The sequence below is a fragment of the Streptosporangium brasiliense genome (assembly GCF_030811595.1).
Taxonomy (GTDB): Bacteria; Actinomycetota; Actinomycetes; order Streptosporangiales; family Streptosporangiaceae; genus Streptosporangium; species Streptosporangium brasiliense.
The window spans coordinates 369,476-394,794 of the sequence record NZ_JAUSRB010000002.1; the positions used below are offsets into that span (position 1 = coordinate 369,476).

Consider the following 25,319-nt stretch of genomic DNA (forward strand, 5'->3'; position numbering starts at 1 on the left):
CGGTCGTCCCTCTTCTCCCGTTCACTCTATTGCCACCGCCTCCGAAATCGTGGGGTAAATCACACGGCTTTTCCCGGGTCGGGATCCCGCCGGGGATCGGCGGCGCGGCGCGCCGACAGACCCGCGGCGCCGGCGCAGACGAGATCGCCGGCGATGATGACGATCCTGGAGCAGAGCGCCACGGCGATCGCCGATCCCTGGTTCAGGACGGGCGCCAGCACGGCGACCATGGCCACCTCCCGCACCCCGGCTCCGGCGGGGACCACGAACGTCATGATCCCCAGGCACCAGGACAGCGCGAACGCCCCGATGGAGAACACCGCCACCGAGACACCCGAGGGCCCGAAGTCGTGGACGACCGCCGCCAGGTGCAGGCCGTAGGCGGTCCAGCCGAGCATCGCCCAGCCCAGCGCGGTGAGCATGCCCCGGCGGGAGAGCGGGCGCTCCAACGGCTCGCGCTTCAGCTTCCGCAGCCCGAACCCGAGGACCGCGTTGATCACCCGCGGCTCGAACACCACCGCGAGCACCGGGATCAGCAGGAACGCCCAGGCGTACGGCGCGGCCGCCCCCGGCAGGGCGGCCGGCAGCGTCACCCCCGAGATCACCAGCCCGCTGCCGAGCTGCACCGGCATCGTCAGGAAGAAGGCCGCAGCGCTCCGCGACCTGGGCACCCCCAGCTCGCGGCCCATCTCCATCTGGGCGAGCATCGGCCAGATGGAACCGGGGATGTATTTCCCCAGCTGGCCGACGAAGAAGACCTTCGCCGCCGGGCGGAACGGCAGCGGCGAGCCGAGGTCGGCCAGCAGCGCCCGCCAGGTCATCATCCCGCCGCACAGCGCCGCGACCACGGCGACCAGCGACAGCGCGAGCGCCTGCCAGGACAGCCGGGCGAACCCGGCCAGGATCTCCTCCCACTGCCTCGCCACCACCCACGCGCCGAACCCCAGCGCCACGAGCAGGAAGGCGGCGCGGACCAGGCGTTTCACAGGGGGCGGACCGGGTCGGGCGGCTGGGGCAGGGACGCCCCAGCCGGGCGGCGGGTGCTCTTGGTGGCCACCCACAGGTAGGTCGGCACGACCGGCAGCAGCCCCCGCAGGACGGAGCGGGGCAGCCGGGCCAGCACGCCCCCGGCCACGCGGCCGACCACGCCGGGGAACAGCTCGGCGCCGGCGAAGGCCGCCGGGGTGGCCAGCACCGGGAAGGTGTAGTCCCACACCCGCAGGCCGCGCACCATCTTCCGCAGGCCGCGGCGGGTGCGGTAGCGCTCGTAGTAGCTGTCGGCCCGGCCCGACAGCCGGACGTAGCGGTCGGCCAGCGCGGGCGGCAGGTAGGACAGGAACGGCAGCTTGTAGTGCGGCTCCATCACCCCGAGCCGGTTGCCCAGCCCCAGGTAGAGCACGCCGTCGTCGGCGAGCACCCGGCGCATCTCGGCCATGATCGCGTCGGGGTCCACCACGTGCTCGTAGATGTGGTTGAAGACCAGCACGTCGATGGAGCCGTCGGGGAAGGGCAGCGCGGTGCCGTCGGCGCAGACGAACTCGACCCGCTCGCCGAAGCGCTCGGCCGCCTTGCGCAGGCCGGGCACGTCGATGTCGACGCCGAAGGTGCGGCTCGCGCCCGCGCCGGCGAGCTCGTCGGCGATGAACCCCGCCGAGCAGCCGATGTCGGCGACCGTCAGGCCGTGCAGGACGTCCTTGTCACGGCCGAGGAAGTGGCCGAGCACCGCCACGATCTTCGCCGCCTTGCGGCGGCGCTTCTCCTCGTCCAGCATCGCCGCCTGGAACTCGGAGTACGCCAGCTGCGCCTGCCGTTTCCCGCTCATCGCCCGCCCACCGCTCCTCGCTCCATCACGCGGCCCAGCTCCGCCACGCCGCCCAAGAGTACCGGCGGGCCGAGACCCTACCGCCGGGTAAGGTCCACGTCATACCCTTGGCGGGTGCTCAGCCGACTGCGGTCAAGCCGCCTCCTCCGGGTCCTGCTCGCCCTGGTCGCGCTGGCCTTCGTCGGCTACGGCCTGTCCCGCAACTGGCAGGGCACGCTCGAAGCGCTCGCCCGGCTGTCCTGGTGGTCGGTGGCCGGGTCCTGCGCGGCGGTGATGGCCGGAGCGGGATGCATGCTCCTGGCCTGGCGCAGCGTGGTCGCCGGGCTGGGCTCCGCGCTGTCGCCGCGCGTGGCCGCGCGCGTGCTGTTCGTCGGCCAGCTCGGCAAATACGTCCCGGGATCGGTCTGGGCCTACGCCGCGATGATGGAGCTGGGCCGCGACCACGGCTGCCCGCCCCGGCGCACCTTCAGCGCCACCTCCCTGGCCCTGGTGATCTCGCTGGGCTGCGCGGTCGGCCTGGCCGCCGCCACGCTGCCGTTCACCGCCCGCTCGGTGGCCGAGCGGGCGTGGTATCTCGCCCTGGTCATCCCGGTGATCGTCCTGTGCCTGCACCCGAGGGTCCTCACCTGGGGCCTGAACCTGGCGCTGCGGATCGCCCGCAGGGACCCCGTCGAGCGGGTGCTGCCCGGCCGCGCCCTGCTGGCCGCCGTCGCCTGGACCGTCCTGGGCTGGCTGGTCTACGGCCTGCACACCTGGCTCATCCTCGGCGACCTGACCGGCGACTTCTCGCTCTACCCGCTCGGCGCCGGGGCCTACGCCTTCGCCTGGGCGACCGGCCTGCTGATCGCGGTCGTCCCGGCCGGGGTGGGCGTGCGCGAGGCCGCGATGGTCGCGGTCATCGCGCCGGCGATCGACACGCACGGCGCCACCGCGGCCGTGATCACCGCCGGGGTCGTCGCCCTGATCTCCCGGCTGGCCTTCACCTTCACCGACGTGGCCTGGGCCGGGATCGGCTGGCTGCTCGGTCGCGGCGCTCAGGCCCCCGCCGAGACCAGGGCGTCCACATACGTCGCCCAGTAGGGCTCGGGGTCGACGGCCTTGACCCCGGCGCGCAGCCGCTCGGGCTCGCCCGGCCGGTAGAAGGCGGTCAGCGCCGCGCGGAGCGCCTCCACCGACCCGGGCTCGACGAGCAGCCCGTCGACGCCGTCGGTCACGTGGTCACCGAGCGTCCCCACCCGGGTGGCGATCACCGGCACCCCGTGCTCGTGCCCGAACCACACCTGCTGGCTGGCCGTACCGCTCCGGTAGGGCAGGACGAGCGCGTCGACGTCGGCGAACAGCCCCGGCACGTCCCCGTCGGCCACGTAACCCGGCCGCAGCTCCACCCTGGCGGTCAGGCCGAGCTCGGTGACCAGCGCCTCCGTCTGCTCCAGGCAGCCCCAGAACTCCCCCGCGACCCGGAGCGAGACGCCCTCGGGCAGCGCGCGGATCAGCAGGTCGAGCCCCTTGTACGGGCGGACCAGGCCGAAGAACAGCAGCCTGTTGGTCACGCCCTCGACATGGGGGTGCTCCTGGAGCCCGGCCGGCAGGTGCGGCGCCATCTCGGCCACCGTCACCGGGGCGGGACCGAGCTCGCGGGCCGGCGCGGCCTGCTGCTCGGAGTGGACGAGCACCCCGTCCACCCGGCGCAGCAGCGCCCTCATCAGCGGGACGTCGTAGGGCTTGCGCTCGTGGGGCAGGACGTTGTGGCAGAGCGCGACGGTCCGGGTCCGGCGGCCCAGGCCGTACAGGATGCCCAGGTAGGGCGGGACCTGCACGGGGCTGAGCACGGCGAGGATCACCAGGTCGGCCTCCGCCAGCCGGCGTCCGCAGCGGACCCAGCCGTCCGGGCGGCGCCAGTCGAGGTCACGGCGGACGTCGGGGTAGGGCGCGCCCGCGGGGGTGTCCACGGTCTGCTGCCCCGGATAGAGGAAGGAGGGGTACTGGGCCTTCCACGACTCGATCACCACCTCGTGCCCGGCGGCCCGCAGGCGGTGCGCCAGCTCGGTGGTGTGCGCGGCCCCGCCGCCCTTGTAGGGGTGGGTCGGCCCGACGATCGCGATCCGCATCTACTCGCTCCTGGAGCGCACGATGAGGTCGGCCAGCAGCGCCAGCGAGCCGATGAGCAGCCCGGACAGGAAGATCACGATGGTGTTGCTGGTCAGGTAGAAGCCGTAGCGGATCATGTCGACGACGCCCTTGACCAGGCCGATGCCGACCAGCCAGAGCGCGGGCGGCATGAGCACCTTGAGCGGGTTGAAGTACATGACCATCCGCAGCACCTGCAGGATGTAGCGGTAGGCGTCGGAGACGAAGCTGAACTTCGACTTACCCGCCCGCTTGCTGTATTCGATCGGCAGGTAGTAGACGTCGTGCTGGTTGGACAGGAACGACAGCGTGATCGTGGTGACGCAGGAGAATCCGGGCGGCAGCAGCCGTAGATACGGCCGGGCGACCGACTTGCGGAAGGCCCGCAGTCCGCTGTTGAGGTCGGGGATCTTCTGGCCCGCCAGCCGCTCGGCCACCTTGCGGATGAACCACTTCGCCGGCACCCGCAGGAACTTGTGCGAGCCCTCCTCGGTGGTCCGCGCGCCCACGACCTGGTCGATCGTGTGGTCCTTGTCCAGGATCTCGACGAGCTCGGGGATGCGCTCGTTCGGGTAGGTCATGTCGGCGTCGGTCCACACGACGATCTCGCCGCGCGCCTCCTGGCTGCCGATCCGGCGCACCGTGCCCGACCCGCCGTTGCGGTGGAAGGCCCGGATCCGCATGTTGGGGAAGCGCGGCGCGGCCTCCTGCAGCCTGGCCAGCGTCTGGTCGCTGGAGCAGTCGTCCACGGCCACGAGCTCGTAGGTGTAGCCGCTGCGGTCCATGGCCCCGCAGATGCGCTCGACCTCGTCGATGACATGGTCCTGCTCGTTGTAACAGGGCAGAACGATCGTGACGTACGGCGTTGCGTCCACAGCTGGTCCACTCTCGGAGGTCTCGGGCGTGCTCACGTCGGGCGAGGATACTCTGCCCCGCTGGGAGCCGGACGCACATCACCCCGTCCGGACGGTCACGCTCGCCCGTCCGGACGGCCGCGCGCCCCGGCGCGTCGCCCCGTCCGGACGGCCGCGTGCCACCTCGGGCGCGCCCGGCCGGGCCCCCGGGCGCTCCGCGCCCGCCCCCCGGCCCGGCCGGTCCGTCGCGCCCCCTCAGCGGGGGAGGCTCACACGGGATCCTCGCCCGTCGCGTGCCCCCCGGCGGGCACGGCCGGCTCCGGCTGCCGGAACGGCACGACCATGGCGACGGGCTCACCGTTCTGGGTGACGGTCAGCGTCTCTCCCGCCTTGACCCGCGCGAGAACCTGACTGGTCTTATGGGCGAGGTCACGGACGGCTACCGTGGGCTTGCTGTGCAACTGCTGACTCATGTGGCAATCATGCCCTCCACGTGGCCCGCACCGGGGGGAAAGCGGCCAGGAAGCAGGCGTCCGTCATGGCTCGGTGGCCCGCTCCGCGCGCTCCCACCCCCGCATAGCCGGGCATTCCCTACCAAGCCAGACCGGCCCCCTCCGCGCCGGCCCGGCGCCCACGGGGACGACCGGCCTAGGCGACGGCCATCCAGACGTTCATGGACAGCGACCAGGTGCCGTCCGGGGGGCCGGTCAGCGATCTCTCGTCCTGGCGGACGGCGAGCTTCAGCACCTGGACCGCCTCGCCGTACGGGAGGAGCTGCTCCCGCTTGGCGGCGAGCAGGACGGGGACGCGGCCGGCGGCGCGGACCCGGCCGACCAGGCGCTCGACGTCGGACCTGACGGGGATGTCGGCGCCCACCGGGAAGGCGACCCGGGCGGTGGGCACGCCGCAGGTGCCCCGGACGACCTGGGTGAGGCGGTCGCCGGTGACCCGCTCCACGATCAGCACCGAGGCCCGTTCCGGCAGGGCCGCGCACATCGCCTCGACCGCCGCGCGCTCGCCGCGCTCGACGGGGGTGAAGGCCGTCCCGATGGAGGTGATCGCCGGGGGGACGAGCAGGAGCACCGCGCCACCGGTGGCCAGGCCCCGCTGCACGGCCTGGCCGTATCCCATCCTGCGGGCCTTGTCCCGCACCCAGCGCAACCCCCAGACCGCCAGCAGGACGAGGCCGGGGATGACGACGGGGACCAGCCGCCGGGCGGCCCACGGGTGGTCGGGGGTGATGCCCGGCCGGTAGAGCGTGGTGACCGTGGTCCAGCCGACGACGGCCAGCGGCAGCAGCCAGCCGAACCCCCGCCCCCTGGCCATCCGGCGCGTGAGCACCGCCCCGGCCAGCGTCGCCAGCACCACCACGGGCACCCCGACGTACCAGATCACCCAGTAAAGCGACTCCTCGTAGTAGAGCCGGGCGCCGTCGGCCGGCAGCCCGTTGGCCAGCTGGGTCCGCTCGATGAACTCGTAGTTCAGCCGGTCCTCCGGCGTGGCCGGCTGCCGGATCACGGTCTGCAGCCACGGCCGGGCCGCGAAGGCCGTCATGACCAGCGCCACCAGGGCGCCGGCGAACTCGGGCAGCCGGCGGATCCCCGCCGCCCGGCGCAGGAGGGCCGCCAGCCGCGGCGCCAGCAGCGCGACGACCAGGGTGAGGGCCAGCACCGCTCCGCAGATGGCCAGCAGCGGCTCGAAGGAGCCGGACAGGTAGTCCAGGTAGGGCCTGGACAGGATGTATCCGGCCGCGACCCCCGTCCCGGCCCCGGCCGCCAGCCCGAACAGCAGCGGCACGCCGAGCCGCCCCTCGTCGCGGACGCCCGCCCGCCGCAGGGCGATCAGCAGCCCGGCGTAGGCGAGCACGGGCAGCACGTCGCGCAGTCCGTCGATCCTGACCAGGACGGCCAGCCCGAAGACCAGGCCGGCCAGCTCCGCCCCGATCACGGCGCCGTCGGACTGGGCCCGGCGGATCCGCCCCGGCTGCTCGTCGGAGGGCAGGGACGGCAGGTAGCCCAGGCCCGTGATGCCGGAGCGGAGCCTGACCTGGGCGTCGTGCAGCAGGGCGAGGCCGCCGAAGAGCAGGATCAGGGAGGGGATCTCGCTGAAGGTGGTGCGCGAGGTGTAGAGGATCGGCAGGCTGACCGCGAACACCAGCGCGGCCAGCGGGGCCCAGCGGGCGCCGACCAGCCGGGCGACGACTCCCGCCAGCACGAGCACCGCCAGCGCGCCCAGCAGCGGCGCCGTCAGCAGGAGCCCAGGTAGGCCGCCCAGCCAGTGGCCCAGCGCGTCGATCAGCGGCGCCCCCGGCATGAACTGCGGCACGACCGCGCCGCCGGAGGGGTAGAAGCCCGGGCTGTCGAAGCGGAGCGCCTGGTCCGGTCCGCCGAAGGCCGCCTGCTGGTGGGGGGCGGGCAGCGAGCCGTGACCGGCCAGCCAGACGGCGTACTGGGCGTAGGTGGCGGGGTCGCGGCGGACGATGAGCTGCTCGCTGTGGAACAGCCCGTTGAAGACCCCCGAGGCCAGGGCCACGGCGATGACCCCGGCGGTCTGCCAGGCGGTCGCCTCGACGGTCTCGGGCAGGCGGCGCAGGCCGTAGCGGCACAGCAGGGCGGCGATCACCAGGCCCAGCGGCAGGGCGGCGATCGGCCGGAACCAGCCGAACAGCAGCAGCGACAGCCCGGCCAGCAGCCAGCCCGCCAGCACGAGCGCGGGCGCGGCCGAGACCACGGCGAGCACCCTGCCCGCCGAGGGCCTGCGCGTGCGATCCAACCAGGTGATCCTCATAGCTGGTCCCGAGCGTAGTGGCAGCCTCCGGCTGCGGCGATGGGTGCGCGCGGCGGGCCGCTGAAAGCCGGTAGCGTACGCGCAGCGCGCGAAGGGGGCGGGGAGTGGTCGGCTGGGCTCGGGGGCACCGGTGGTTCCTGGGGGTGCTGGGTCTCGGCGCCGTCCTGCGGGCGGTCACCATGCTGGGATACCGGCCCGCGATCTGGTTCCCCGACTCCTACACATATGTGGTGACCGCGCTGAAGCCCCGGCCCGACCTGGTCCGCCCGGCCGGATACTCGATGTTCCTGCGGCTGCTCGAACCGTTTCACAGCTTCGCCTCCGTCGCGCTGGTCCAGCATCTGCTGGGGCTGCTGGTCGGCGTGCTCGTCTATCTCACCGCCCGGCGGCTGGGCGCCCCCGGCTGGGCCGCGGTGCTCGCGTCCGCCCCTTCCCTACTGGACGCCTACCAGATCGAACTGGAGCACCTGCTGGTCTCCGACACCCTGTTCGCCGCGCTGGTGATGTCGGCGATCTGCCTGGCCCTGTCCCGGACCGCCGGGTGGCGTACGGCGTGCGGGATCGGGCTGCTGGTCGCGGCGGCGACGCTGACCAGGACCGTCGGGCTGCCGCTGGTCGTGATCTTCGCGGGCTGGCTGATCTACCGGGCGCGGGGGCGGGTGCTGACGGCCGGGGTGATGCTGGCGGCCGCGGCCCTGCCGATCCTGGGCTACGGGGCCTGGTTCCACGCGACCCACGGCCGGATCGGGATCGTGGGCGCCAACGGCGTCTTCCTCTACGCCAAGACGATGACCTTCGCCGACTGCGCGGTGATGAGGCCGCCCGCGGACCTGGCCGTGCTCTGCGACCCCCGCCCGCCCGCCCGGCGGCCCCCCGCGCAGGAATACGTCTGGAGCCCCGACTCGCCGCTGGTCAAGCTGCCCGGCATCACCTTCACCGAGGAGAACGACGCCCTGGCCGGCCGGTTCGCCTCACTGGCCATCCGCAGCCAGCCGCTGGGCTATCTCGGCTCGGTCGCCTCCGAGCTGGCCCGCTCCTTCACCCTGGGCCGTCCGGTCTACCCGGACCAGGAGGTCTACGACTACTACGAGTTCCCGGCGGCGCCGCCGGCGCCCCCGGGCCGCTACCCGGCCACGGTGGGCGCCGAGCGCGCCGAGCGCGACTACGAGCGGGGGCCGATCGCCACCCGGATCGTCGAGCCCTACGCGGGCTGGATGCGGGCCTACCAGGACGTCGTCCGGCTGCCCGGCGCGGCGGTGCTGGTGATCCTGCTGATCCCCCCGGTGGCGGCGGCCGTGCGGCGCCTGCGCCCGGACTCCACGCTGTGGGTGCTGCCGTGGACGACGGCGGTGGTGCTGCTCGTCATGCCCCCGGCGGTCGCGGAATTCGACTACCGCTACGTGCTGCCCGCCGTACCGGCAGCGTGTCTGGCAGCGGCTTTTGTGGCGGGCAAACCTTCTTTCCATAACATTCCAAGAAATGTCCGTATTTGAGTATGCTGGGCGCCCGGATCACCACGGGAGCGGCAAGGGGCGGTCATGACCAAGTTCACGTCATCATGGCGCCCGGCACTCACCTCATGACCTACCCTTTGGGCGCAATGAGCGAGCTGAAGCAGCACCGGGCGTTGCCGCCAGGCGAGGAGATCGCATGAGCGACCATCGGCACGTCTCCGTGAAGGACCGCCGGGCCGAGCCGGCCGGCCACGGCCGCCGGGGCTCCCGCCGCGCGGGCGGGGACGGCGGCCCGCCCCCCGAGCCCCCGAGCGACTACGCCGGACCGCCCCGCGACCCGCGCCGCAAGGCCGGACGGCTGGGCGTGGGCGGCTGGGTCAGCATCGCGATGACCGGCGTCCTGGTGGCCGGCACCCTCGGCGGCTACAAGTTCTACCGCGACCTCGACGACAGCATCACCCGCGAGAGCGTCGTGGACAAGCTCGGCGCCAACCGCCCCCCGGAGACCGGGGCGCTCAACGTGCTCGTCGTGGGCTCCGACACCCGCGACGGCGCCGGGAACAAGAGATACGGCCAGCACATGCAGGGCCAGGGCGAGCGGACCGACACGATCATCCTGCTCCACATCTCCCCCAACCGTGACAAGGCCACCCTGGTCAGCTTCCCCCGCGACTCCATGGTCCAGGTGCCCGCCTGCGAGAACCCCGTGACGAAGGCGGCCATTCCCGCCGGCCTCAAGCAGATCAACTCGGCCTTCAACGACGGCGGCATCGTCTGCACGTGGAAGACGATCGAGGCGCTGACCCAGATCCACGTCGACCACTTCGTCAAGGTCGACTTCGCCGGCTTCACCAACATCGTCGACGCGCTGGGCGGCATCGAGATCTGCCTGCCCGAGGACGTGATGGACAAGAAGGCCAAGCTGGAGCTGACCAAGGGCAAGCACAACGTGATGGGCAAGACCGCCCTCGCCTACGTCCGCGCCCGCTACGCGCTCGGCGACGGCAGCGACCTCAGCCGGATCAAGCGCCAGCAGGTCTTCCTCCAGCAGGTGATGAAGAAGGCCACCAGCTCCGACCTGCTGACCGACCTCGGCAAGCTGAACAACTTCCTGAAGGCCGCCGCCTCGTCGGTGACGATGGACAGCAACCTCGACACCGGGCGCCTGCTGGAGATCGCCCAGAGCGCGAAGTCCCTCACCTCCTCCGGCCTGAAGGCCATCACCGTGCCGTGGATGCCGGACCCCGCCGACAAGAACCGGGTCGTCTGGCGGCAGCCCGCCGCCACCGAGCTGTTCGACGCGATCCGCAGCGACACCGAGGTGACCAAGAGCCCGGTCCCCAACGCCTCCGCGAAACCGGCCGTCAAGCACGAGCAGGTCCAGGTCCAGGTCTTCAACGGCACCGGCACGTACGGCCTGGCCAAGGAGGTGGCCGCCAAGCTGGCCGACCAGGGCTTCCGGGTGACCCAGGTCGGCAACGCCCGCCCGGCCACCGGCGACGTGCCCACCACCGTGCTGCGCTACGGCAAGCGGGACGCCGAGGGCGCCTCCTACGCCGACGCGCTGGCCGCCAGGCTCTCCGGCGACAAGCTCACCCCCGTGGCGGGCAAGGTGAAGCCCGCCAGCATGGAGAACTACGCCGCGACCATCCCGGCCACCCCGCTGCCCACCGGCCCGGTCGTCCAGCTGATCATCGGCACCGACTGGAAGGGCGTCCGGGTCCCCACCAAGATCCCCGACTCCCTCAAGGACTCCGTCGTCGACAGCAAGACCAACCCTTGCCAGTAGGCCCCGCCCCCGGCGGCCCGCCGGACGGCGCGGGCCGTACGGCGGGCGGCGCGGGCGCGACGGCCACCTCAGGCCGTACGGCACGCCCCCTGGGCGGCACGGACCGCACGGCACGCGCCATGAGCGGCGCGGGCCGTACGGAGGACCCCACGGACACCGCGGGCCGTACGGAGGACACCGCGGACACCGCGGGCCGTACGGCGCGCCATCGGCCGTACGGCGGGCGGCGCGGACGGGCGGCCTCCGGAAGATCACGATTCACCGGGAACCCCCGCCGCCCCCCGGCGCTCGTGCGACAGACCCCACGCGCTCGGTTTAGGGTGGTCGGGTCGGCGAGCCGGAGCCCATTCGGCCGCATCCTCCGGCGGTCCCCGGGCGTCTTAACCAGTGTGTCCGACCACCTCCCAGTCTCCGACAGATAGCTGAGCGTTTTCCCCGTGAGCGACACCCGATCTCCCTTCCACATGCCGGCCCCCCGTGACGACGGCGCCCCCGACGCCGGCACCGGCGGGTCCGGCGGACAGGGCCGGACCTCCGCCTCGTGGCCGATGCCCGAGCACGCGCAGCCGTCTCCGGCCTCCCGGGCCTCCTGGCCCGAGCCCCCGGACCTCGGTCCCGCCCCGTCCACCCGCGACGGTCATCGCGAGGAGCAGGGCTGGGACGAGGGGGCCGGCGAGGTCACCGCCTGGGGCTACCCGGCCTACCAGGAGCCGCCCACCCCCTCCGAGGACGCATGGGCGAACTGGGACACCCAGACGCCCCCCGGCGAGCAGGAGCCGACCTCCCGCCGGGACGCCCGGGCGTCCTCCGGGCCGCGGGGACGGACCCCGCAGCGGGAGACCCCGCCGTCCTCCCCGCCGCAGCCGCGGGGATCGCGGGAGGACACCCGGCAGGGCCCCGCTCCGCAGGGATGGGGATCATCCGAGGACCTCCGCCCGTCCGAGGACCTCCACCCGTCCTCCCCTCCGGAGTCATGGGGATCGCGGGGAGACACCCGGCAGGGCTCCGCTCCGCAGGGATGGGGATCATCCGACGACGCCCGCCGTCCCTCCGCCCGGGAGACGCGGACACCGTACCCGGACGCGCGGACGCCCGCCCGCAGGAGCCCGCTGGACATCACGCCCGCCACCGCGCCCGCCGGCAACCTTCTGGACCCGCTGGATCCCGCGTGGTCGTCGGAGCACGACACCGTCCGGGCCCCGGCGGCCCCCCACCGGCCGCAGCCGCAGGACGCGCCGGCCGCCGCCGAGCGGCCGTTCTCCTACTGGGAGAACTCCAGCCGCGGGGCCGCCCCCTCCCCCTGGGACCGGTCCGCAGGGCCGGAGGAGCAGGAGCAGGAGCCGCGCCCGGAGGAGGAGCCCGCCGCTCCGCCCGCCAGGAAGAAGCGCGAGCCGTATCTCGACAACGTGAAGTTCGTCCTGATCGCCCTGGTGGTGACCGGGCACTCGCTGGTGCCCACCCTGGCCACGCACTCGGCCAAGTCGGCCTACCTGTTCATCTACACCTTCCACATGCCGGCGTTCGTGCTGATCAGCGGTTATCTCGGCCGGAACTTCTGGAACTCCAACGCCAAGATCAACAAGCTGGTCGACACCATGCTGGTGCCGTACGTGGTCGTGGAGATCGGCTACGCGCTGCTCCGCTTCGGGCTGGGCCAGAAGTGGACCCTGACGATCATCGACCCGGCCTGGCTGAACTGGTACCTGCTGGCGCTGGTGCTCTGGCGGATCTCCACGCCCATCTGGAACCGGATGCGGCAGCCGCTGCTGGTCGCGGTGATCATCTACATGGTCGCCGGCTTCTCGGAGATCTCCGGCGACTTCAGCATCGACCGCTTCTTCGGCCTGCTCCCCTTCTACGTGCTCGGCCTGGTGCTCAAGCCCGAGCACTTCGACCTGCTCAAGCCGGTGTGGGTCAGGATCCTGGGCGGGCTCACGCTGGCCGGGGGCGCCGCGGTGGCGATCTTCATCGCCCCGCACGTCAACCTCAAGCCGATCTACTTCCGCTACAGCTTCAAGTCCATGGACATGAGCTGGTGGATCGGGCTCGGCGTGCGCGGCGCGCTGCTGGTCGCGGCGCTGGCCATGTCGGTCGCGCTGCTGGCGGTGGTGCCGCGGCGGGAGACCTGGTTCTCCGACCTCGGCACCCGCACGCTCTACGCCTATCTGCTCCACGGCGTCGTGGTGCTCATCGCCAAGGACCAGGGGTGGCTGAGCTTCCCCTGGCTGTACGGCCCGCTGGGGGTGATGGCGATCGCGTCGAGCTCGCTGGCGCTGGCCATCGTGCTGTCCCTGCCGGAGACCCGCAAACTCTTCAAGTGGCTGCTCGAACCCCGCCTGGTCTGGCTCTACCGCCGGCCGTCGGCGGCCTCCCCCGCCAGGTCGCCGGAGCCCGCCGGCACCGCGCCGGAGGCCGCCGGCAGGGAGAGTTCAGCGGCAGTTACCCGGTAATTAACTCAACACATCCGGTGATGACGGAACCGGCACTCAGCATCGGGATATGCGGGTATGTGTCGGGACTATCGTTCATCGCCCCGAAGACGCCCGGATCATGCATCGGCAGATCCGGGCGCTCCTCGACGCGGGGCACGAGATCACCTATGTCGCGCCCTTCACCGACTGCAACGTCACCCCCGACCCCCGGGTCCGGGCGATCGACGTCCCCCGCGCGGTGGGCCGCCGGCGCGGACGCGCCCTCAAGGCCGCCCGCGGGGCCCTCAAGCGCGGCGTCGAGGGGGCCGACCTGCTGGTCGTCCATGACATCGAGCTGCTGTTCCGGCTGCCAAGGAGCCGCCCCGTCACGGTCTGGGACGTCCACGAGGACACCGCCGCCGCGCTGGAGAGCAAGCCCTACCTCCCCGAGCACCTGCGCCGGACCCTGCCGCCGCTGATCCGCCGGGTCGAGGCCCGCGCGGAGAAGCGCCTGCACCTCATCCTGGCCGAGGAGTCCTACCGGGAGCGCTTCTCCCGCCCCCACCCGGTGGTGCCCAACACCACCTACGTGCCCCCGCGGCCGCCCGCGCCGCCCGGCCGGAACCGGGTGGTCTACGTGGGCCACCTGTCCCGGGCCAGGGGCGCGGTGGAGCTGATCGAGCTGGCCCGGCGGCTGCACCCGCACGGGATCAGGACGGACCTGGTGGGCGCCGCCGACGCCGAGATCAGGCCGCTGCTGCGGGACGCGCAGCGAGACGGCCTGCTCGACTGGTACGGATACGTGCCCAACCAGCACGCGCTGCGGATGGCCGAGGGGGCGATCGCCGGGCTGTCGCTCCTGCACGACGTGCCCAACTACCGGCGGTCGATGCCGACCAAGGTCGTCGAGTACATGTCCCGCGGGCTCCCGGTGATCACCACGCCGCTGCCGGCCGCCTCCTCGCTGGTCGAGCGGGCCGACTGCGGCGTCGTCACGCCCTTCGGGGACGTGGACGCGGCGCTGCGCGCCGTACTGGCGCTGCGGGAGGACCCCGAGGGGGCAGCGGCGATGGGCGCGCGCGGTCATGCGGAGGCGCTGCGCCGCTACCACTGGCCCGACCAGGCGGGCGAGTTCGTGGGGCTGCTGGAGGGGTGGGCGACGGCGAGCGCCGCCCCCGCGCGCGCCCACCACCGTCCCCTCGTGGTCTGACCCTCCGCGCGGTCACCGGGGCCGCTCCAGGCCGAAGGCGATGTCGGCCACCCGCACCGTCGCGACGCGGGGTCCTCGATCGGCTCGCGCAGCGACGGGATCGTGGCCAGGGAGTCGGCGTAGGCGCAGGAGGTAACCGCAGACCAGCGGCCGGTGCTCCCGGTAGAGCTGCTCAATGCGGGTGCCGACGGCCGCCTCCGCGTCGGGGGTTGATCCGTCACGGACCAGGAGACGGACCCGGCAGAGGATTGGTCACACACCGGTGACGTGAGGGCCGGGGATTGGTGTACTGGAGGCATGGCACGCCATCTGATCCAGGGACGCGAGATCGCCATGCCGGTGCGGATCCGGGACGCCACGGTCTGCAGCGCCTCCTATCTGGTCCGGGCCGACGCCGCCCGGGCCGTGATCGCCTACTCCAGGCTGGACGTCGCCGAGGTGCTGCCCGGCAAGGCCCTGTGCACGCTGGTGTTCGTCGACTACGCCGACGGCGACCTCGACGCCTACCGGGAGTTCGGCGTGGCCTTCCTGGTCCGGCCCCCCGACGGGGGCCCGACGCCACCCCGGGGGCTGCGCGCGGGGCTGGCCGAGCTGCGCAGCGCCGGCACCGGGGCGTTCGTCCACTGGCTCCCGGTCGACCAGGGCTTCACCCTGGAGGCAGGCCGCACCATCTGGGGCTTCCCCAAGGAGCTGGCCGACATCGACCTGCGCCTGACCTCCCCCTACAAGCGGTGCATCCTGCGCAAGGACGGCCGCCTGGTGCTGGACCTGCTGATCAGACCCGGCGCCCCGGTCCCCGCGGGCGGGACGATGGCCCCCGCCGACGCCTACAGCCATCTGGAGGGCGTCACCCGCCGCATCCCCTGGTCGATGACCCCCCGGGGGGTCCGCGTGCGTCCCGGGGGCGCGCTGATCCGCCTGGGCAACCACCCCGTCGCCAAGGAGCTGAGCGAGCTCGGGCTGCCCAAACGCGCCCTGATGACCAGCACGGTCTCCCACCTCACCATGACCTTCGGCGAGGCGAAGGAGCTCTAGGCGGCCGGTCTCCGCGGGAGGGGACCGCGGATCGCGGCCCGCCGGGTTCCGCGTCCCCCGGGCGGACCGCCGGGCGCCGGTCCCGGTCGGACCGCCGGGCGCCGGTCCCGGCGGGCGGGCGGCGGCGCTCAGCCGTCGTGCTCCAGCATCGGCAGCTCGGCCCTGGTGGGCAGTCCCTGCCATTCGCTGGTGCTGGACACCGCGAAAGCCGTCAGCAGGGCGCCCCGGCGCAGCCGGTCGGCGGGGTGCAGTCCCTCCAGCAGCGCGCTGAGGTAGCCCGCGGCGAAGGCGTCCGCCGAACCGGTGGGGTCGACCACGGGCGCGGCCAGGCTCGGGGCGTCGTGGCGGACGCCGTTCACCCGGACGCTCGTGCCCCGGGTGCCCCGGATCACGATGACCTCCCGGTCCCCGGTGAGCGCCGGCTTGACCAGGTCCAGCTCGCTCTGCCGGACGAACAGCACGTCGGCCGAGCAGGCCAGCGCGCCGAGGACCTCCTCGGCCTCCCGCAGATCCGGCCAGAGCTGGTCGCGGTAGTTGACGGCCACCGAGACGGTGACCCCCGCCATCCGCGCGGCCCGGATGGCGGCGTGCATGGCGTCGCGCGCGTCCAGCGCGGCGGTGATCCCGCTGACGTGCAGGATCCGGGAGGCCGCGATCCGGTCGGTGGGGACGTTCCCCTGCGTGAGCCGGGTCCCCGTCCGGTAGTAGGTGACCCGGGCCGCCTGCCCCGGCCTGGACTCCTTCAGGAGCATCGCGGTCGGGGCGGCGTCGTCCACCCGGGCGTCCGCGACGTCGACGCCCTCCCCGCGCAGCGCCGTGAGGATCCGCACGCCGAGTTCGTCGCCCCCCACCTTGCCCAGCCAGGCGGCCGTGTGGCCGAGCCTGGCCAGCCCGACCGCGACGGTGAACTCCGCCCCGGCCACGTCCAGCCTGGCCTCGTGCTCGTGCCGGATCCGGCCGCTGGTGACGACGGCGAACGCCTCGCCGAGGGTGTAGACGTCCACGCCGGAACCCTTTCACGGCGCCGTGCGGCGCCGATGGAGCCATCGTTCGGATCCGGCCGGGGACCCGTTCGGGAAGGGCCGGAACCCGAACTCTAGCGACATGTCCCGTACGGCCTCCGCCGAGGACCGGAAGAGAGATCCGGTGGTGACATTCCCGGTGGGCGGGCGGCTCGGAGCGGGGTCGCGGACGGGTCCGCCCGACGGGCCCGCCGGGTGGTCGGGCGGGTCTGTTAAACGGCGCCGGCCCGGGTACCGGCCCCCAAGGGGCTAAAAAGGCCACGACTATAAAGGGGGAATCGGATGACCGAGATACCCGACATCAGGCTGGACAACGGCGTCGAGATCCCGCAGTTGGGCTTCGGGACCTACCAGATCGAGCCGGACAAGACGGAGGAGGCGGTCCGCACCGCGCTCGACGTCGGCTACCGGCACATCGACACCGCCGAGATGTACGGCAACGAGAAGCAGGTCGGCGCGGCGGTCCGGGCCTCCGGCCTCGACCGGGGCGACGTCTTCGTCACGAGCAAGCTGGGCAACGGCTTCCACGCCTACGACGACGTGCTGAAGGCGTTCAACCGGTCGCTGGAGGATCTGGGCTCCGACTACCTGGACCTGTTCCTCATCCACTGGCCGCTGCCCGAGATCGGCGACTACGTCGAGACCTGGAGGGCGATGGAGGAGATCCACCGCTCCGGCCGCGCCAAGGCCGTCGGCGTCTCCAACTTCCAGCCGCACCACCTGCGCAGGCTGCTGGAGGAGACCGGGACCGTGCCCGCGGTCAACCAGATCGAGGCGCACCCGTATCTCACCCAGGACGACGTCCGGGCCTTCAACGCCGAGCACGGCATCGCCACCGAGGCGTGGTCGCCGATCGCGCAGGGCAAGGTGCTCGGCGACCCGGCCATCACGCGGATCGCCGAGCGGCACGGCAGGACGCCCGCCCAGGTGACGCTGCGCTGGCACGTCCAGCGCGGCGACATCGTCTTCCCGAAGTCGGTCCGCCGCGCCCGGATGGAGGAGAACCTCGACATCTTCGGCTTCGAGCTGGGCGAGGACGAGATGGGCGAGATCTCGCGGCTGAACCGCGACGAGCGGGTCGGACCGGACCCGGACACCTTCAACTGGGTCCCGTGATCGACCGGATCCGGCGAGCGGCCCGGTCCGGGACACACCCGGCCGGGCCGTACCGAGGTCAGACGATCGGCGGACGGCCCAGGCGGAGCATCCGCCAGGCGGTCTTCCAGCCCATGGGACGGCGCTCACCGGCGGGCTCGCGCAGACCCTCGGTGAAGCCCTTGAACCAGGCGCGCAGGGCGGTGCCGGAGCGCTCGCGGATCAGGGTGAGGACAACCCAGTTGAGGAGGTAGAACGCGGCCAGGGGCCAGGGGAGGTTGCGACGGGCCAGCCAGACGCGGTTGCGCGCGTTGAGGCGGTAGAAGTCGGCGTGCCGAGTCGGCGGGACCTGCGGGTGGTACATGACGGTCTGGGCGTCGTATTCGATGCGGTAGCCCTCGCCGAGCAGCCGCCAGGCCAGGTCGGTCTCCTCGTGGGCGTAGAAGAAACGCTCGGGGAGGCCGCCGACCTGGAGGAAGGCGGAGCGGCGGATGGCGCAGGCGCCGCCCAGGAAGGTGGTGACCGGAGAGGAGCGCTCCGGGTCCCCCGCGCGCAGGCGGGGGACGTGGCGGCGCTGGCCGGTGCCGCCGTCGGGATCCATCACCCGGAAGGAGACGACGGCCAGGTCGTGCTCGGTGGAGAAGCGCTCACGCAGGTGGGAGACGACGTCCATCGCACCGTACCAGCCGTCGTCGTCCAGGAAGAGCACCACGTCGCCCGAGCACTCCTCGACGCCGCGGTTGCGGCCCGCCGGGATGCCGGTGTTGTGGCTGAGCCGGACGATCTTGATCGAGGCGGACGAGCCGGGGGGCACGCCGACCGACAGCTCGGGGACGTCCGCGCCGTTGCCGACGATGACCACCTCGACGTCGCCGTCGGTCTGGTGCAGCGCGGACTCGACAGCCCGGGCCAGCTCGGGGACCCGGTTGCCCATGGTGAGGATGACGCACGAGATCTTCAACGGGTCATCGCCCTGACGCGTCGAGAGCACGTGCGGAGCATACTTTCATGATCACCGAGTCTGCTGGTTCGGGCACATATGGCGTGACTGGACGTTTCTGATTTACCGGAAAGCAAGCGTATCGGAACCGTCGGCGAACACCCACCAAACAGCGGGGTGTCCGCACCTACGACGTACCGGGACGCTGTCCGGTTCCTCATGAAAGCCGCCTGGAGGCCAGGATGCTGACCAGGTGCAGCGCCATCTGCAGCACGGCGACCACGACGCAGGCCACCATGAGCACCCGGGTGGCGGCCAGGCCGCCGCTGAGCAGGTCCCACACCGCGGCGACGACCACGATGAGGGACAGCTCGACGGCCTGGACGAGCCGGTGGAACTTCAGGGCGGCGGCGGCCTTGCGGGCCAGGCCCAGACCCCGCGACCGGAACTGCTCGGCCGAGCTCTCGGTGGCCGCGACCAGGCCGGACCTGGCGCGGGCCACGTCGACCAGGTCGGTCTCCGCCTTGATCAGGATGGCGCCGAGCGCGGCGGCGAAGCCCATCACGGTGTACCAGTCGGGGAGGGTCTGCGACGCCCGGAAGCCCAGCCCGATGAGCAGGGCGGCCTCGGCGAAGTAGTGGCCGACCCGGTCCAGGTAGACGCCGGTGATGGAGGTCCGCCTGGTCCACCGCGCCAGCTCGCCGTCGGAGCAGTCGAGCAGCAGGTAGAGCTGGATCAGCAGGGCGGCCCCGACCGCGGCCCCCAGACCGGGCAGCGCGAGGACCACGCCGGCCAGCAGCCCGGACAGGATCATCAGCCAGGTGGTCTGGTTGGGCGTGATCGGCGTCTTGGCCAGGAACCAGGTGACGTAGATCGACAGCTTGCGCATGTAGAGCACGCCGGCCCAGTGCTCGCCGCTGTTGCGGTCCATGGTCGAGTGCGGCTGGGCCACCGCACGGAACTCAGCGACCGACGGCCCGGACATAGTCCTCCACCCGCTCCCGAATCTCCGGCTCCGACAGGCGCAGGTGCTCCAGGATCGTGTAGCGCCCCGGACGGGTCGACGGCGCCAGCATGACCGCCTGGGTGAACTGGTCGGCGCTCAGGCCCAGGTCGACGGGGGTGACCGGCAGCTCATGCGTGCGCAGGCAGTCGACGACCTGGTCCAGCCTCCGCGCGTCCTCGCGGAGGAAGAAGCAGAAGGCGGCCCCTACCCCGGCGAGCTCGCCGTGGTTGGAGGTGCCGGGAAAAAGCTGATCCACGGCATGAAGGATCTCATGGTCTCCGCCACTGGAGGGACGGGACGACCCGGCGATCACCATCGACATCCCCGAGAGGATGAGCGCCTCGGCCAGCACGGTCAGGAAGGCGTCGGACTCGATCGAGTCGCTCCTGCCGATCACCGCCTCCGCCGCGGTGCGGGCCATCGCGCAGGCCACGCCGTCGATCGGCTCGCCGCGCTCGGCGTTGCCGAGCTGCCAGTCCTCGATCGCCGACAGGTTGCTCACCACGTCGCCGACCCCCGAGCGGACCAGCGACGGGGGCGCGTCGTGGACGAAGTCGAGATCCACCATGATGGCCAGCGGCATGGGCACGCCGAAGGAGCCCTTGCCGCCGTCGTGCGTCAGCGACGCCACCGGCGAGCAGATCCCGTCGTGCGACAGGTTGGTCGCCACCGCCACCATCGGGATCCCGGCGAGCGAGGCGGCGTATTTGGTCGCGTCGATGGTCTTGCCGCCGCCGATCCCGACAAGGGCCTCGTAGGCGCCCTTGCGCAGGTCGGCGCCGAGCGAGACCGCCGCGTCCACCGAGCCGTCGGCCACCCGGAAGACCTGGGCCTCGCCGAGCGAGGGGGCGATCACCGAGGCGATCCGGTCGCCCTGGCCCGCGCCCACCGCCACCGCCACCCGCCCGGAGGTCGCCACCCGGCTGTCGGCCAGCAGCGAGCCGAGCTGGGCGACGGCGCCCCGCCGGACCTCCATGGTCAGCGGGGCGGGCAGCATCCTGGCTAGTATCGGCACGCGATCTCCCGCGCCTTCGCGAGGTCGTCGTGGTTGTCGACCTCGACCCACGAGACCTCACCGATCGGGGCGACCGCGATCTTCTCACCGCGGGCGACCAGCTCCTGGTAGCCGTCCTCGTAGTAGAGCTGCGGGTCGCGCTCGAAGGTGGCCTGCAGGGCGTCGGCGAGGCGCCCGCCGATGCCCGGGCGGATCAGCGTCGCGCCGATGTATTCGCCGGCGGCGTCGGCCGGGTCCATCAGCTTGGTGATCAGCTTGAGGTGGCCGTCGCCGTCGAGGGTGACCTTCATCTCCTCGTCGGCGAGCTTCTTGACGTCGTCGACCGCGAGCAGGATGTCGCTGGTGGCCGGCGCGGACAGCAGCGTGTGCTCCACGGAGACCGGGTGCACGGTGTCGCCGTTGACCAGCAGCACGCCCTGGTCGAAGTAGTCGCGCGCGCACCACAGGGAGTAGGCGTTGTTCCACTCCTCGGCCTTGTCGTTGTGCACGAGGGTGAGCTTCACACCGTGCCGCCGCTCCAGCTCGGCCTTCCGCTCGTGTACGGCCTGCGCCTGGTAGCCGACGACGACCACGACGTCACGGAGGTCCGCCGCCGCGAGGTTCCGCAGCGAGATGTCCATGATCGTGGTCTCGCCGTCGACCGGCACCAGCGCCTTGGGCAGCGTGTCCGTGTACGGCCGCAGGCGTCGTCCGGCCCCGGCGGCCAGCACCATTCCCAGCAACGTGCACTCCTCATCCAAGTGAGCCCCTCGGCGGGCACTCCTGGCCCCAAAGGTTAGTTGGCTTTAGGCCCTGATCGTGTAATCCGGGGTTTGCCAGGCGTTCTCAATCGTGAGCGCCCAGATCGTCGGCGTCCACCCCCGAGCGCGGCGCGACCGCCCAGCAGGTGACGCTCTCCCACCCGAAGAACCCCCACAGGTATAGCGCGAGCAGCGCGAAGACCAGCGTGACCTGCCCGGCGAGGGCGCCCAGCGCGATCAGCAGCATGCGGCCGTCCCAGCCCAGACCGGAGGTGGCCAGCCAGGGCGGCGGGTAGACCCGCTGGCGCACCCGGTAGACCACGTCGTAGTGGTGGAAGGCCATCGCGCCGAGCAGCAGGAAGATCAGCCACGGCGGCACGTCGTGCGCGAACCCGACCGAGGCCACGAACCCGTATTCGGTCAGGCGCAGGATCGGCGGGACCAGCCAGTCGAGCCTGCCGTCGTGCGGGTGGGAGCTGCCGGGACCGGCCAGCAGCAGCGCCACCGCCGGGGCGAAGACCGCCAGCCCGTCGGTGCCGGCCACGCCCACCATCAGCAGCACCCCGGTCACGAACATCCCGACGAGGGCGGGCGGCAGCGGCGGGAGCTGCCCGGCCACCAGCGTGCCCATCGCCCGCGACAGCGCCCCGTCGTCCCGGTAGGCCGTCACGGTGCTGTGCGGCACCGGTGTCATGTGGACGGAAACCATGGGCGCACCCGTCTCCTCGCTCGCTCCGCGCGAGGCCCGCCGGACCTCGCCTCCCGATCCGCCTCGCACCGCGCCGGTCGCGGCGCCCATGTGTCCGGTCATCGGCTGAGGGACCTGCCGACCCGGCCGGCGAGCGTGTAGAGGGCGGCGACACCGCCCCAGGCCAGCAGCGCGACGAAGGTCACCCGGGCGTTGAACACCGCGGCGGTCACCGCGATCAGCGCCATCCGCTCCCCGATGGGGAGCACGATGATCTTCTTCAGCCAGCGGGTGGGAGCGCTCCGCTCCAGGCGGCGCGAGAGCCTCACGACCACGTTCCCCCGGCCGTCCGCGGGCCCCCGCCGCTCCCGCAGGTATCGCTCGGCGGCGGCTATCCCGTCGGCGACCTCGGTCTTGCGCTCCAGCGCCGCCGGCCGCGACGCCGGCCGCATGGACGCGTCGGCCGGGACGGTCAGCTCCGCGGCCGTCCCGGCGGGGGCCGGCCTCAGCCGGTCGGCGTCGGCGCGGGCCCCCGCGTAGGAGAAGTCGATCGTGTGACGGAGCGTCTGCAGGATCATCGCCGAGACCGCCAGCGCCCAGATGCCGTTCGGGCCGCCGTGGGAGTCGTCCAGCCCCGTCGCGTAGCCGATGGCGAGGCCCACGTAGACGGCGTACTCCTTGACCCGGTCGAAGGTGGCGTCCAGCCACGCGCCGAGCGGGGAGAACGCGCGGGTGTAGCGGGCGAGCTGGCCGTCGACGCAGTCGAGCACGAACGACAGGTAGAGGAGGAGGGCCCCGGCGATCTGCCCCTCGCGGGTGCCCGCGGTGAACCAGACCGCGGCGAGCAGGGCCAGGCCGACGGAGATCCCGGTGACCGCGTTCGGCGTCAGGCGCAGGTCGGCCGCCGCCTTGACCAGGTGCGTGGACCAGGAGCTCACGAAGTGGGTGGTGAAGAAGCCGTCGCCGGACTTGACCGCGGCCTCCAGCCGGGCGGTGTCCTCGTCTACCTCCTCCAGCCGCCGCACGGCCGAGTCGGCGGCCTCCTGTTCGGCCACCCGGTCGCAGTGCAGCGCCCCGGCGTCGCAGGCGCGCACCGGGACGCCGGAGCGGACCAGGCCGACCAGGAGGAGGTCGCCGACCTCGGCGCCCCCCATCGGGCCGAACCCGCCGGCCTCGGCCAGCTCGGCCAGCGTCCGCGCGGTCTCGGCGAGGCCGGCGAGATCGGCCACGCCCACCTGGAGCACGCCCCTGAAGGTGCCGCCGGCGTCGGCGACGCCGTGGAAGGAGGTGCCCGCGGCGACCACCCGGCCGCCCTCGACCCGGACCGGCGGGCGCAGCGGCCCGGGGCCCTCGCCGCCGGTGGCCACCAGCGCGCCCGTGTCACGCGCGGGGTGCTCCAGGAGCATGGCCAGCGCCTCGGTGTGGGCCACCAGGTCACCCGCGACCACGGCCACCGGGCCGGTGGCCCCGCGGGCCACCTCCGCGACCCTGCGCAGGTCGTCGGCGAGCCCTCGCGAGCCCGCCGAGCCGATCATGTAGGTGCCGCCGGGGGCGTGGATGACGCCGCTGGAACGGCCGACCACGTGCACGTCCCCCACCGGCAGCCGGGCGAGCTGGCCGGTCAGCCGGTCGAGCAGCGTGCCGTCGGCGCAGCGCAGACCCGCCGCCTCCGTGGTGGCGAGCACCACGGCGACCGTCCGGGAGAGGCCGGGGGGCGCGGGGACGTGAGGATCATGCAAACCGGGCTCCTTCGTATCCGACGGGGTCACCGTACGAATCGGGGAGTGCGCACTTAGCGTAGCGAGATCTTGACTGGATAGCACGGGAGCGCGACCTGCGATCGGGTACGCACCCATTACGCTCGCCGTATCCAGCCCCGTTAAAGGAAGCAGAACTTGGCCGCTCTCGAACCACGTCTCCGCACCGTCGGGGTCGTCCTTGCCGGCGGAGTCGGCCAGCGCGTCGGCCTCAACACTCCCAAGCAGCTCGTCAAAATCGCCGGGAAGACGATCCTGGAGCACACCCTCGCCCTGTTCAACGGCGCGCCGGAGGTCGACGAGATCATCGTCATGATGACCCCGGGCTTCACCGACGAGGTGGAGCGGATCGTCGCCCGCAACGGCTTCGGGAAGGTCAGCAAGGTCCTGGAGGGCGGCGCGAGCCGTCCCGAGACCACCTGGCGGGCGCTGAGGGCCCTGGGCGCGCAGGAGTGCGACGTGCTCCTGCACGACGCCGTGCGGCCGCTGCTGGAACCGCGGATCATCACCGAGTGCGTGGAGGCCCTGAAGACCTACTCGGCCGTCGACGTGGCGATCCCGAGCTCCGACACGATCCTGGTGGCCGCCCCGGGTCCGCGCGGGGAGATCGTCCGTGACATCCCGGACCGCTCCAGGCTGCGGCGCGGCCAGACACCGCAGTGCTTCCGGCTCTCGGTGATCCGCGAGGCCTACGAGCGGGCCTTCGCCGACCCCGGTTTCGACCGGCAGCCGCCCACCGACGACTGCGGCGTGGTGCTGCGCTACCTGCCCGACGTGCCGATCTACGTCGTGCCGGGCAGCGAGCACAACATGAAGGTCACCCACCCGGTCGACGTGTTCATCGCCGACAAGCTCTTCCAACTGGCCGCGGGCAGCGCCCCGGAGCGCTCCGCCTACGCCTACCGGGAGGCCATGGAGGGCCGGACCATGGTGGTCTTCGGCGGCAGCTACGGCATCGGCGCCGACGTGGTCGACCTGGCCCGGCGCCACGGCGCCGAGGTCTTCTCCTTCTCCCGGTCGCTGAACGGGGTGCGCGTGGAGGACGCCCAGGCGGTGAGCGACGCGCTCGACCACGCGGCCAAGGAGACCGGCAGGATCGACTACGTGGTCAACACCGCCGGCGTGCTGCACATGGGCAAGCTCGGCGAGGTCAACGACGCCACGATCGCCGAGACCGTGGGCGTGAACTACCTCGGCCCCGTCAACATCGCCAGGGCCGCCATCGGCCACCTCCGCGACACCCGGGGCCACCTGCTGCTGTACACCTCCTCCTCCTACACGCGGGGCCGGGCCGACTACAGCCTCTACTCCTCGACGAAGGCCGCCGTGGTGAACCTGACCCAGGCCCTCGCCGACGAGTGGGCCGAGTACGGCGTCCGGGTCAACTGCGTCAACCCGGAACGGACCAGCACCCCGATGCGGATCCGGGCCTTCGGTGAGGAACCGGCGCACACCCTGCTCTCGCCGCGCGCCGTGGCGCAGACCTCCATGGACGTGCTCATCTCCGACCTCACCGGGCACGTGATCGACGTCCGCCTCGACGGAACCTGACACAGCGCGTCTACCA

Annotated in this window: 21 protein-coding genes; 8 read left to right on the forward strand and 13 right to left on the reverse strand. The window is 72.6% G+C overall.

Annotation, left to right across the window (positions count from 1 at the left end):
• Positions 1–59: 59 nt before the first annotated feature.
• On the reverse strand, positions 60–986 hold the full coding sequence (locus tag J2S55_RS10115) for a lysylphosphatidylglycerol synthase transmembrane domain-containing protein (RefSeq protein WP_306859095.1): 927 nt from the start codon (positions 984–986) through the stop codon (positions 60–62).
• Positions 983–1,822: a class I SAM-dependent methyltransferase gene (locus tag J2S55_RS10120; RefSeq protein ID WP_306859096.1), complete on the reverse strand. Its 840-nt coding sequence runs from the start codon at positions 1,820–1,822 to the stop codon at positions 983–985. Before J2S55_RS10120 ends, J2S55_RS10115 begins: the two co-directional genes overlap by 4 nt.
• Positions 1,823–1,936: 114 nt before the next feature.
• On the opposite strand from J2S55_RS10120, the gene J2S55_RS10125 reads away from it, so the two are divergent.
• Entirely contained in the window at positions 1,937–2,902 is a 966-nt protein-coding gene (locus J2S55_RS10125; RefSeq protein WP_306859098.1) for a lysylphosphatidylglycerol synthase transmembrane domain-containing protein, read from the forward strand.
• Here the strand turns inward: J2S55_RS10125 and J2S55_RS10130 are convergent.
• The 4 genes from J2S55_RS10130 to J2S55_RS10145 all read right to left on the reverse strand — a co-directional run bounded on the left by J2S55_RS10130 (position 2,857) and on the right by J2S55_RS10145 (position 7,575).
• Positions 2,857–3,930 (reverse strand): glycosyltransferase family 4 protein, encoded by a 1,074-nt coding sequence (locus J2S55_RS10130; RefSeq protein WP_306859100.1) that lies wholly within the window; start codon positions 3,928–3,930, stop codon positions 2,857–2,859. The two genes, J2S55_RS10125 and J2S55_RS10130, sit on opposite strands and share 46 nt — an antisense overlap.
• Positions 3,931–4,824 (reverse strand): glycosyltransferase family 2 protein, encoded by an 894-nt coding sequence (locus tag J2S55_RS10135; protein WP_306859102.1) that lies wholly within the window; start codon positions 4,822–4,824, stop codon positions 3,931–3,933.
• A 248-nt stretch (positions 4,825–5,072) separates the two neighbouring features.
• A complete protein-coding gene (locus J2S55_RS10140) occupies positions 5,073–5,276 on the reverse strand; it encodes a type II toxin-antitoxin system Phd/YefM family antitoxin (protein WP_306859104.1) in 204 nt (67 codons plus the stop codon).
• A gap of 175 nt (positions 5,277–5,451) precedes the next feature.
• Complete coding sequence (locus J2S55_RS10145; RefSeq protein WP_306859106.1) at positions 5,452–7,575, reverse strand: hypothetical protein; 2,124 nt, start codon at positions 7,573–7,575, stop codon at positions 5,452–5,454.
• A 119-nt stretch (positions 7,576–7,694) separates the two neighbouring features.
• On the opposite strand from J2S55_RS10145, the gene J2S55_RS10150 reads away from it, so the two are divergent.
• From J2S55_RS10150 to J2S55_RS10170, 5 genes are all read left to right on the forward strand, one after another.
• Positions 7,695–9,083: a hypothetical protein gene (locus J2S55_RS10150; protein ID WP_306859108.1), complete on the forward strand. Its 1,389-nt coding sequence runs from the start codon at positions 7,695–7,697 to the stop codon at positions 9,081–9,083.
• 157 nt (positions 9,084–9,240) lie between these two features.
• On the forward strand, positions 9,241–10,833 hold the full coding sequence (locus J2S55_RS10155) for an LCP family protein (RefSeq protein ID WP_306859110.1): 1,593 nt from the start codon (positions 9,241–9,243) through the stop codon (positions 10,831–10,833).
• 437 nt (positions 10,834–11,270) lie between these two features.
• Entirely contained in the window at positions 11,271–13,283 is a 2,013-nt protein-coding gene (locus tag J2S55_RS10160; protein WP_306859112.1) for an acyltransferase family protein, read from the forward strand.
• Between the two features lie 49 nt (positions 13,284–13,332).
• Complete coding sequence (locus J2S55_RS10165) at positions 13,333–14,454, forward strand: glycosyltransferase family 4 protein (RefSeq protein ID WP_306859114.1); 1,122 nt, start codon at positions 13,333–13,335, stop codon at positions 14,452–14,454.
• A gap of 297 nt (positions 14,455–14,751) precedes the next feature.
• Positions 14,752–15,489: an acetoacetate decarboxylase family protein gene (locus J2S55_RS10170; RefSeq protein ID WP_306859117.1), complete on the forward strand. Its 738-nt coding sequence runs from the start codon at positions 14,752–14,754 to the stop codon at positions 15,487–15,489.
• Between the two features lie 128 nt (positions 15,490–15,617).
• On the opposite strand, the gene J2S55_RS10175 is transcribed toward J2S55_RS10170, so the two are convergent.
• Complete coding sequence (locus tag J2S55_RS10175) at positions 15,618–16,493, reverse strand: sugar kinase (RefSeq protein ID WP_306859119.1); 876 nt, start codon at positions 16,491–16,493, stop codon at positions 15,618–15,620.
• 300 nt (positions 16,494–16,793) lie between these two features.
• On the opposite strand from J2S55_RS10175, the gene J2S55_RS10180 reads away from it, so the two are divergent.
• Complete coding sequence (locus J2S55_RS10180; RefSeq protein ID WP_306859121.1) at positions 16,794–17,627, forward strand: aldo/keto reductase; 834 nt, start codon at positions 16,794–16,796, stop codon at positions 17,625–17,627.
• 58 nt (positions 17,628–17,685) lie between these two features.
• Here the strand turns inward: J2S55_RS10180 and J2S55_RS10185 are convergent, their stop codons facing one another.
• The 6 genes from J2S55_RS10185 to J2S55_RS10210 all read right to left on the reverse strand — a co-directional run bounded on the left by J2S55_RS10185 (position 17,686) and on the right by J2S55_RS10210 (position 23,734).
• Complete coding sequence (locus tag J2S55_RS10185; RefSeq protein ID WP_306875288.1) at positions 17,686–18,567, reverse strand: glycosyltransferase family 2 protein; 882 nt, start codon at positions 18,565–18,567, stop codon at positions 17,686–17,688.
• Positions 18,568–18,763: 196 nt separating this feature from the next.
• Positions 18,764–19,531 carry a CDP-alcohol phosphatidyltransferase family protein gene (locus J2S55_RS10190; protein ID WP_306859122.1) on the reverse strand — a complete coding sequence of 256 codons (768 nt, stop codon included), beginning with the start codon at positions 19,529–19,531 and terminating at the stop codon, positions 18,764–18,766.
• Positions 19,509–20,549, reverse strand: a complete 1,041-nt coding sequence (locus tag J2S55_RS10195) for an iron-containing alcohol dehydrogenase family protein (protein ID WP_306875290.1) — start codon at positions 20,547–20,549, stop codon at positions 19,509–19,511. Before J2S55_RS10195 ends, J2S55_RS10190 begins: the two co-directional genes overlap by 23 nt.
• A gap of 5 nt (positions 20,550–20,554) precedes the next feature.
• Positions 20,555–21,289, reverse strand: coding sequence for a phosphocholine cytidylyltransferase family protein (locus tag J2S55_RS10200; protein ID WP_306859125.1), 735 nt, complete (start codon positions 21,287–21,289; stop codon positions 20,555–20,557).
• A 103-nt stretch (positions 21,290–21,392) separates the two neighbouring features.
• On the reverse strand, positions 21,393–22,016 hold the full coding sequence (locus J2S55_RS10205) for a DUF5941 domain-containing protein (protein WP_306859126.1): 624 nt from the start codon (positions 22,014–22,016) through the stop codon (positions 21,393–21,395).
• Positions 22,017–22,114: 98 nt separating this feature from the next.
• A complete protein-coding gene (locus J2S55_RS10210) occupies positions 22,115–23,734 on the reverse strand; it encodes a CDP-alcohol phosphatidyltransferase family protein (protein WP_306859128.1) in 1,620 nt (539 codons plus the stop codon).
• Between the two features lie 156 nt (positions 23,735–23,890).
• Here J2S55_RS10210 and J2S55_RS10215 point away from each other — a divergent pair, with 156 nt between their 5' ends.
• Positions 23,891–25,303, forward strand: a complete 1,413-nt coding sequence (locus J2S55_RS10215; RefSeq protein ID WP_306859130.1) for a bifunctional cytidylyltransferase/SDR family oxidoreductase — start codon at positions 23,891–23,893, stop codon at positions 25,301–25,303.
• Positions 25,304–25,319: the final 16 nt, after the last annotated feature.

Coding starts and splice junctions, on each gene's coding strand:
- J2S55_RS10120 (WP_306859096.1), bottom strand. CDS start 1,822: ATGAGCGGGAAACGGCAGGCGCAGCTGGCGTACTCCGAGTTCCAGGCG.
- J2S55_RS10205 (WP_306859126.1), bottom strand. CDS start 22,016: ATGGTTTCCGTCCACATGACACCGGTGCCGCACAGCACCGTGACGGCC.
- J2S55_RS10155 (WP_306859110.1), top strand. CDS start 9,241: ATGAGCGACCATCGGCACGTCTCCGTGAAGGACCGCCGGGCCGAGCCG.
- J2S55_RS10130 (WP_306859100.1), bottom strand. CDS start 3,930: ATGCGGATCGCGATCGTCGGGCCGACCCACCCCTACAAGGGCGGCGGG.
- J2S55_RS10140 (WP_306859104.1), bottom strand. CDS start 5,276: ATGAGTCAGCAGTTGCACAGCAAGCCCACGGTAGCCGTCCGTGACCTC.
- J2S55_RS10170 (WP_306859117.1), top strand. CDS start 14,752: ATGGCACGCCATCTGATCCAGGGACGCGAGATCGCCATGCCGGTGCGG.
- J2S55_RS10195 (WP_306875290.1), bottom strand. CDS start 20,549: ATGCTGCCCGCCCCGCTGACCATGGAGGTCCGGCGGGGCGCCGTCGCC.
- J2S55_RS10190 (WP_306859122.1), bottom strand. CDS start 19,531: ATGTCCGGGCCGTCGGTCGCTGAGTTCCGTGCGGTGGCCCAGCCGCAC.
- J2S55_RS10165 (WP_306859114.1), top strand. CDS start 13,333: ATGCGGGTATGTGTCGGGACTATCGTTCATCGCCCCGAAGACGCCCGG.
- J2S55_RS10180 (WP_306859121.1), top strand. CDS start 16,794: ATGACCGAGATACCCGACATCAGGCTGGACAACGGCGTCGAGATCCCG.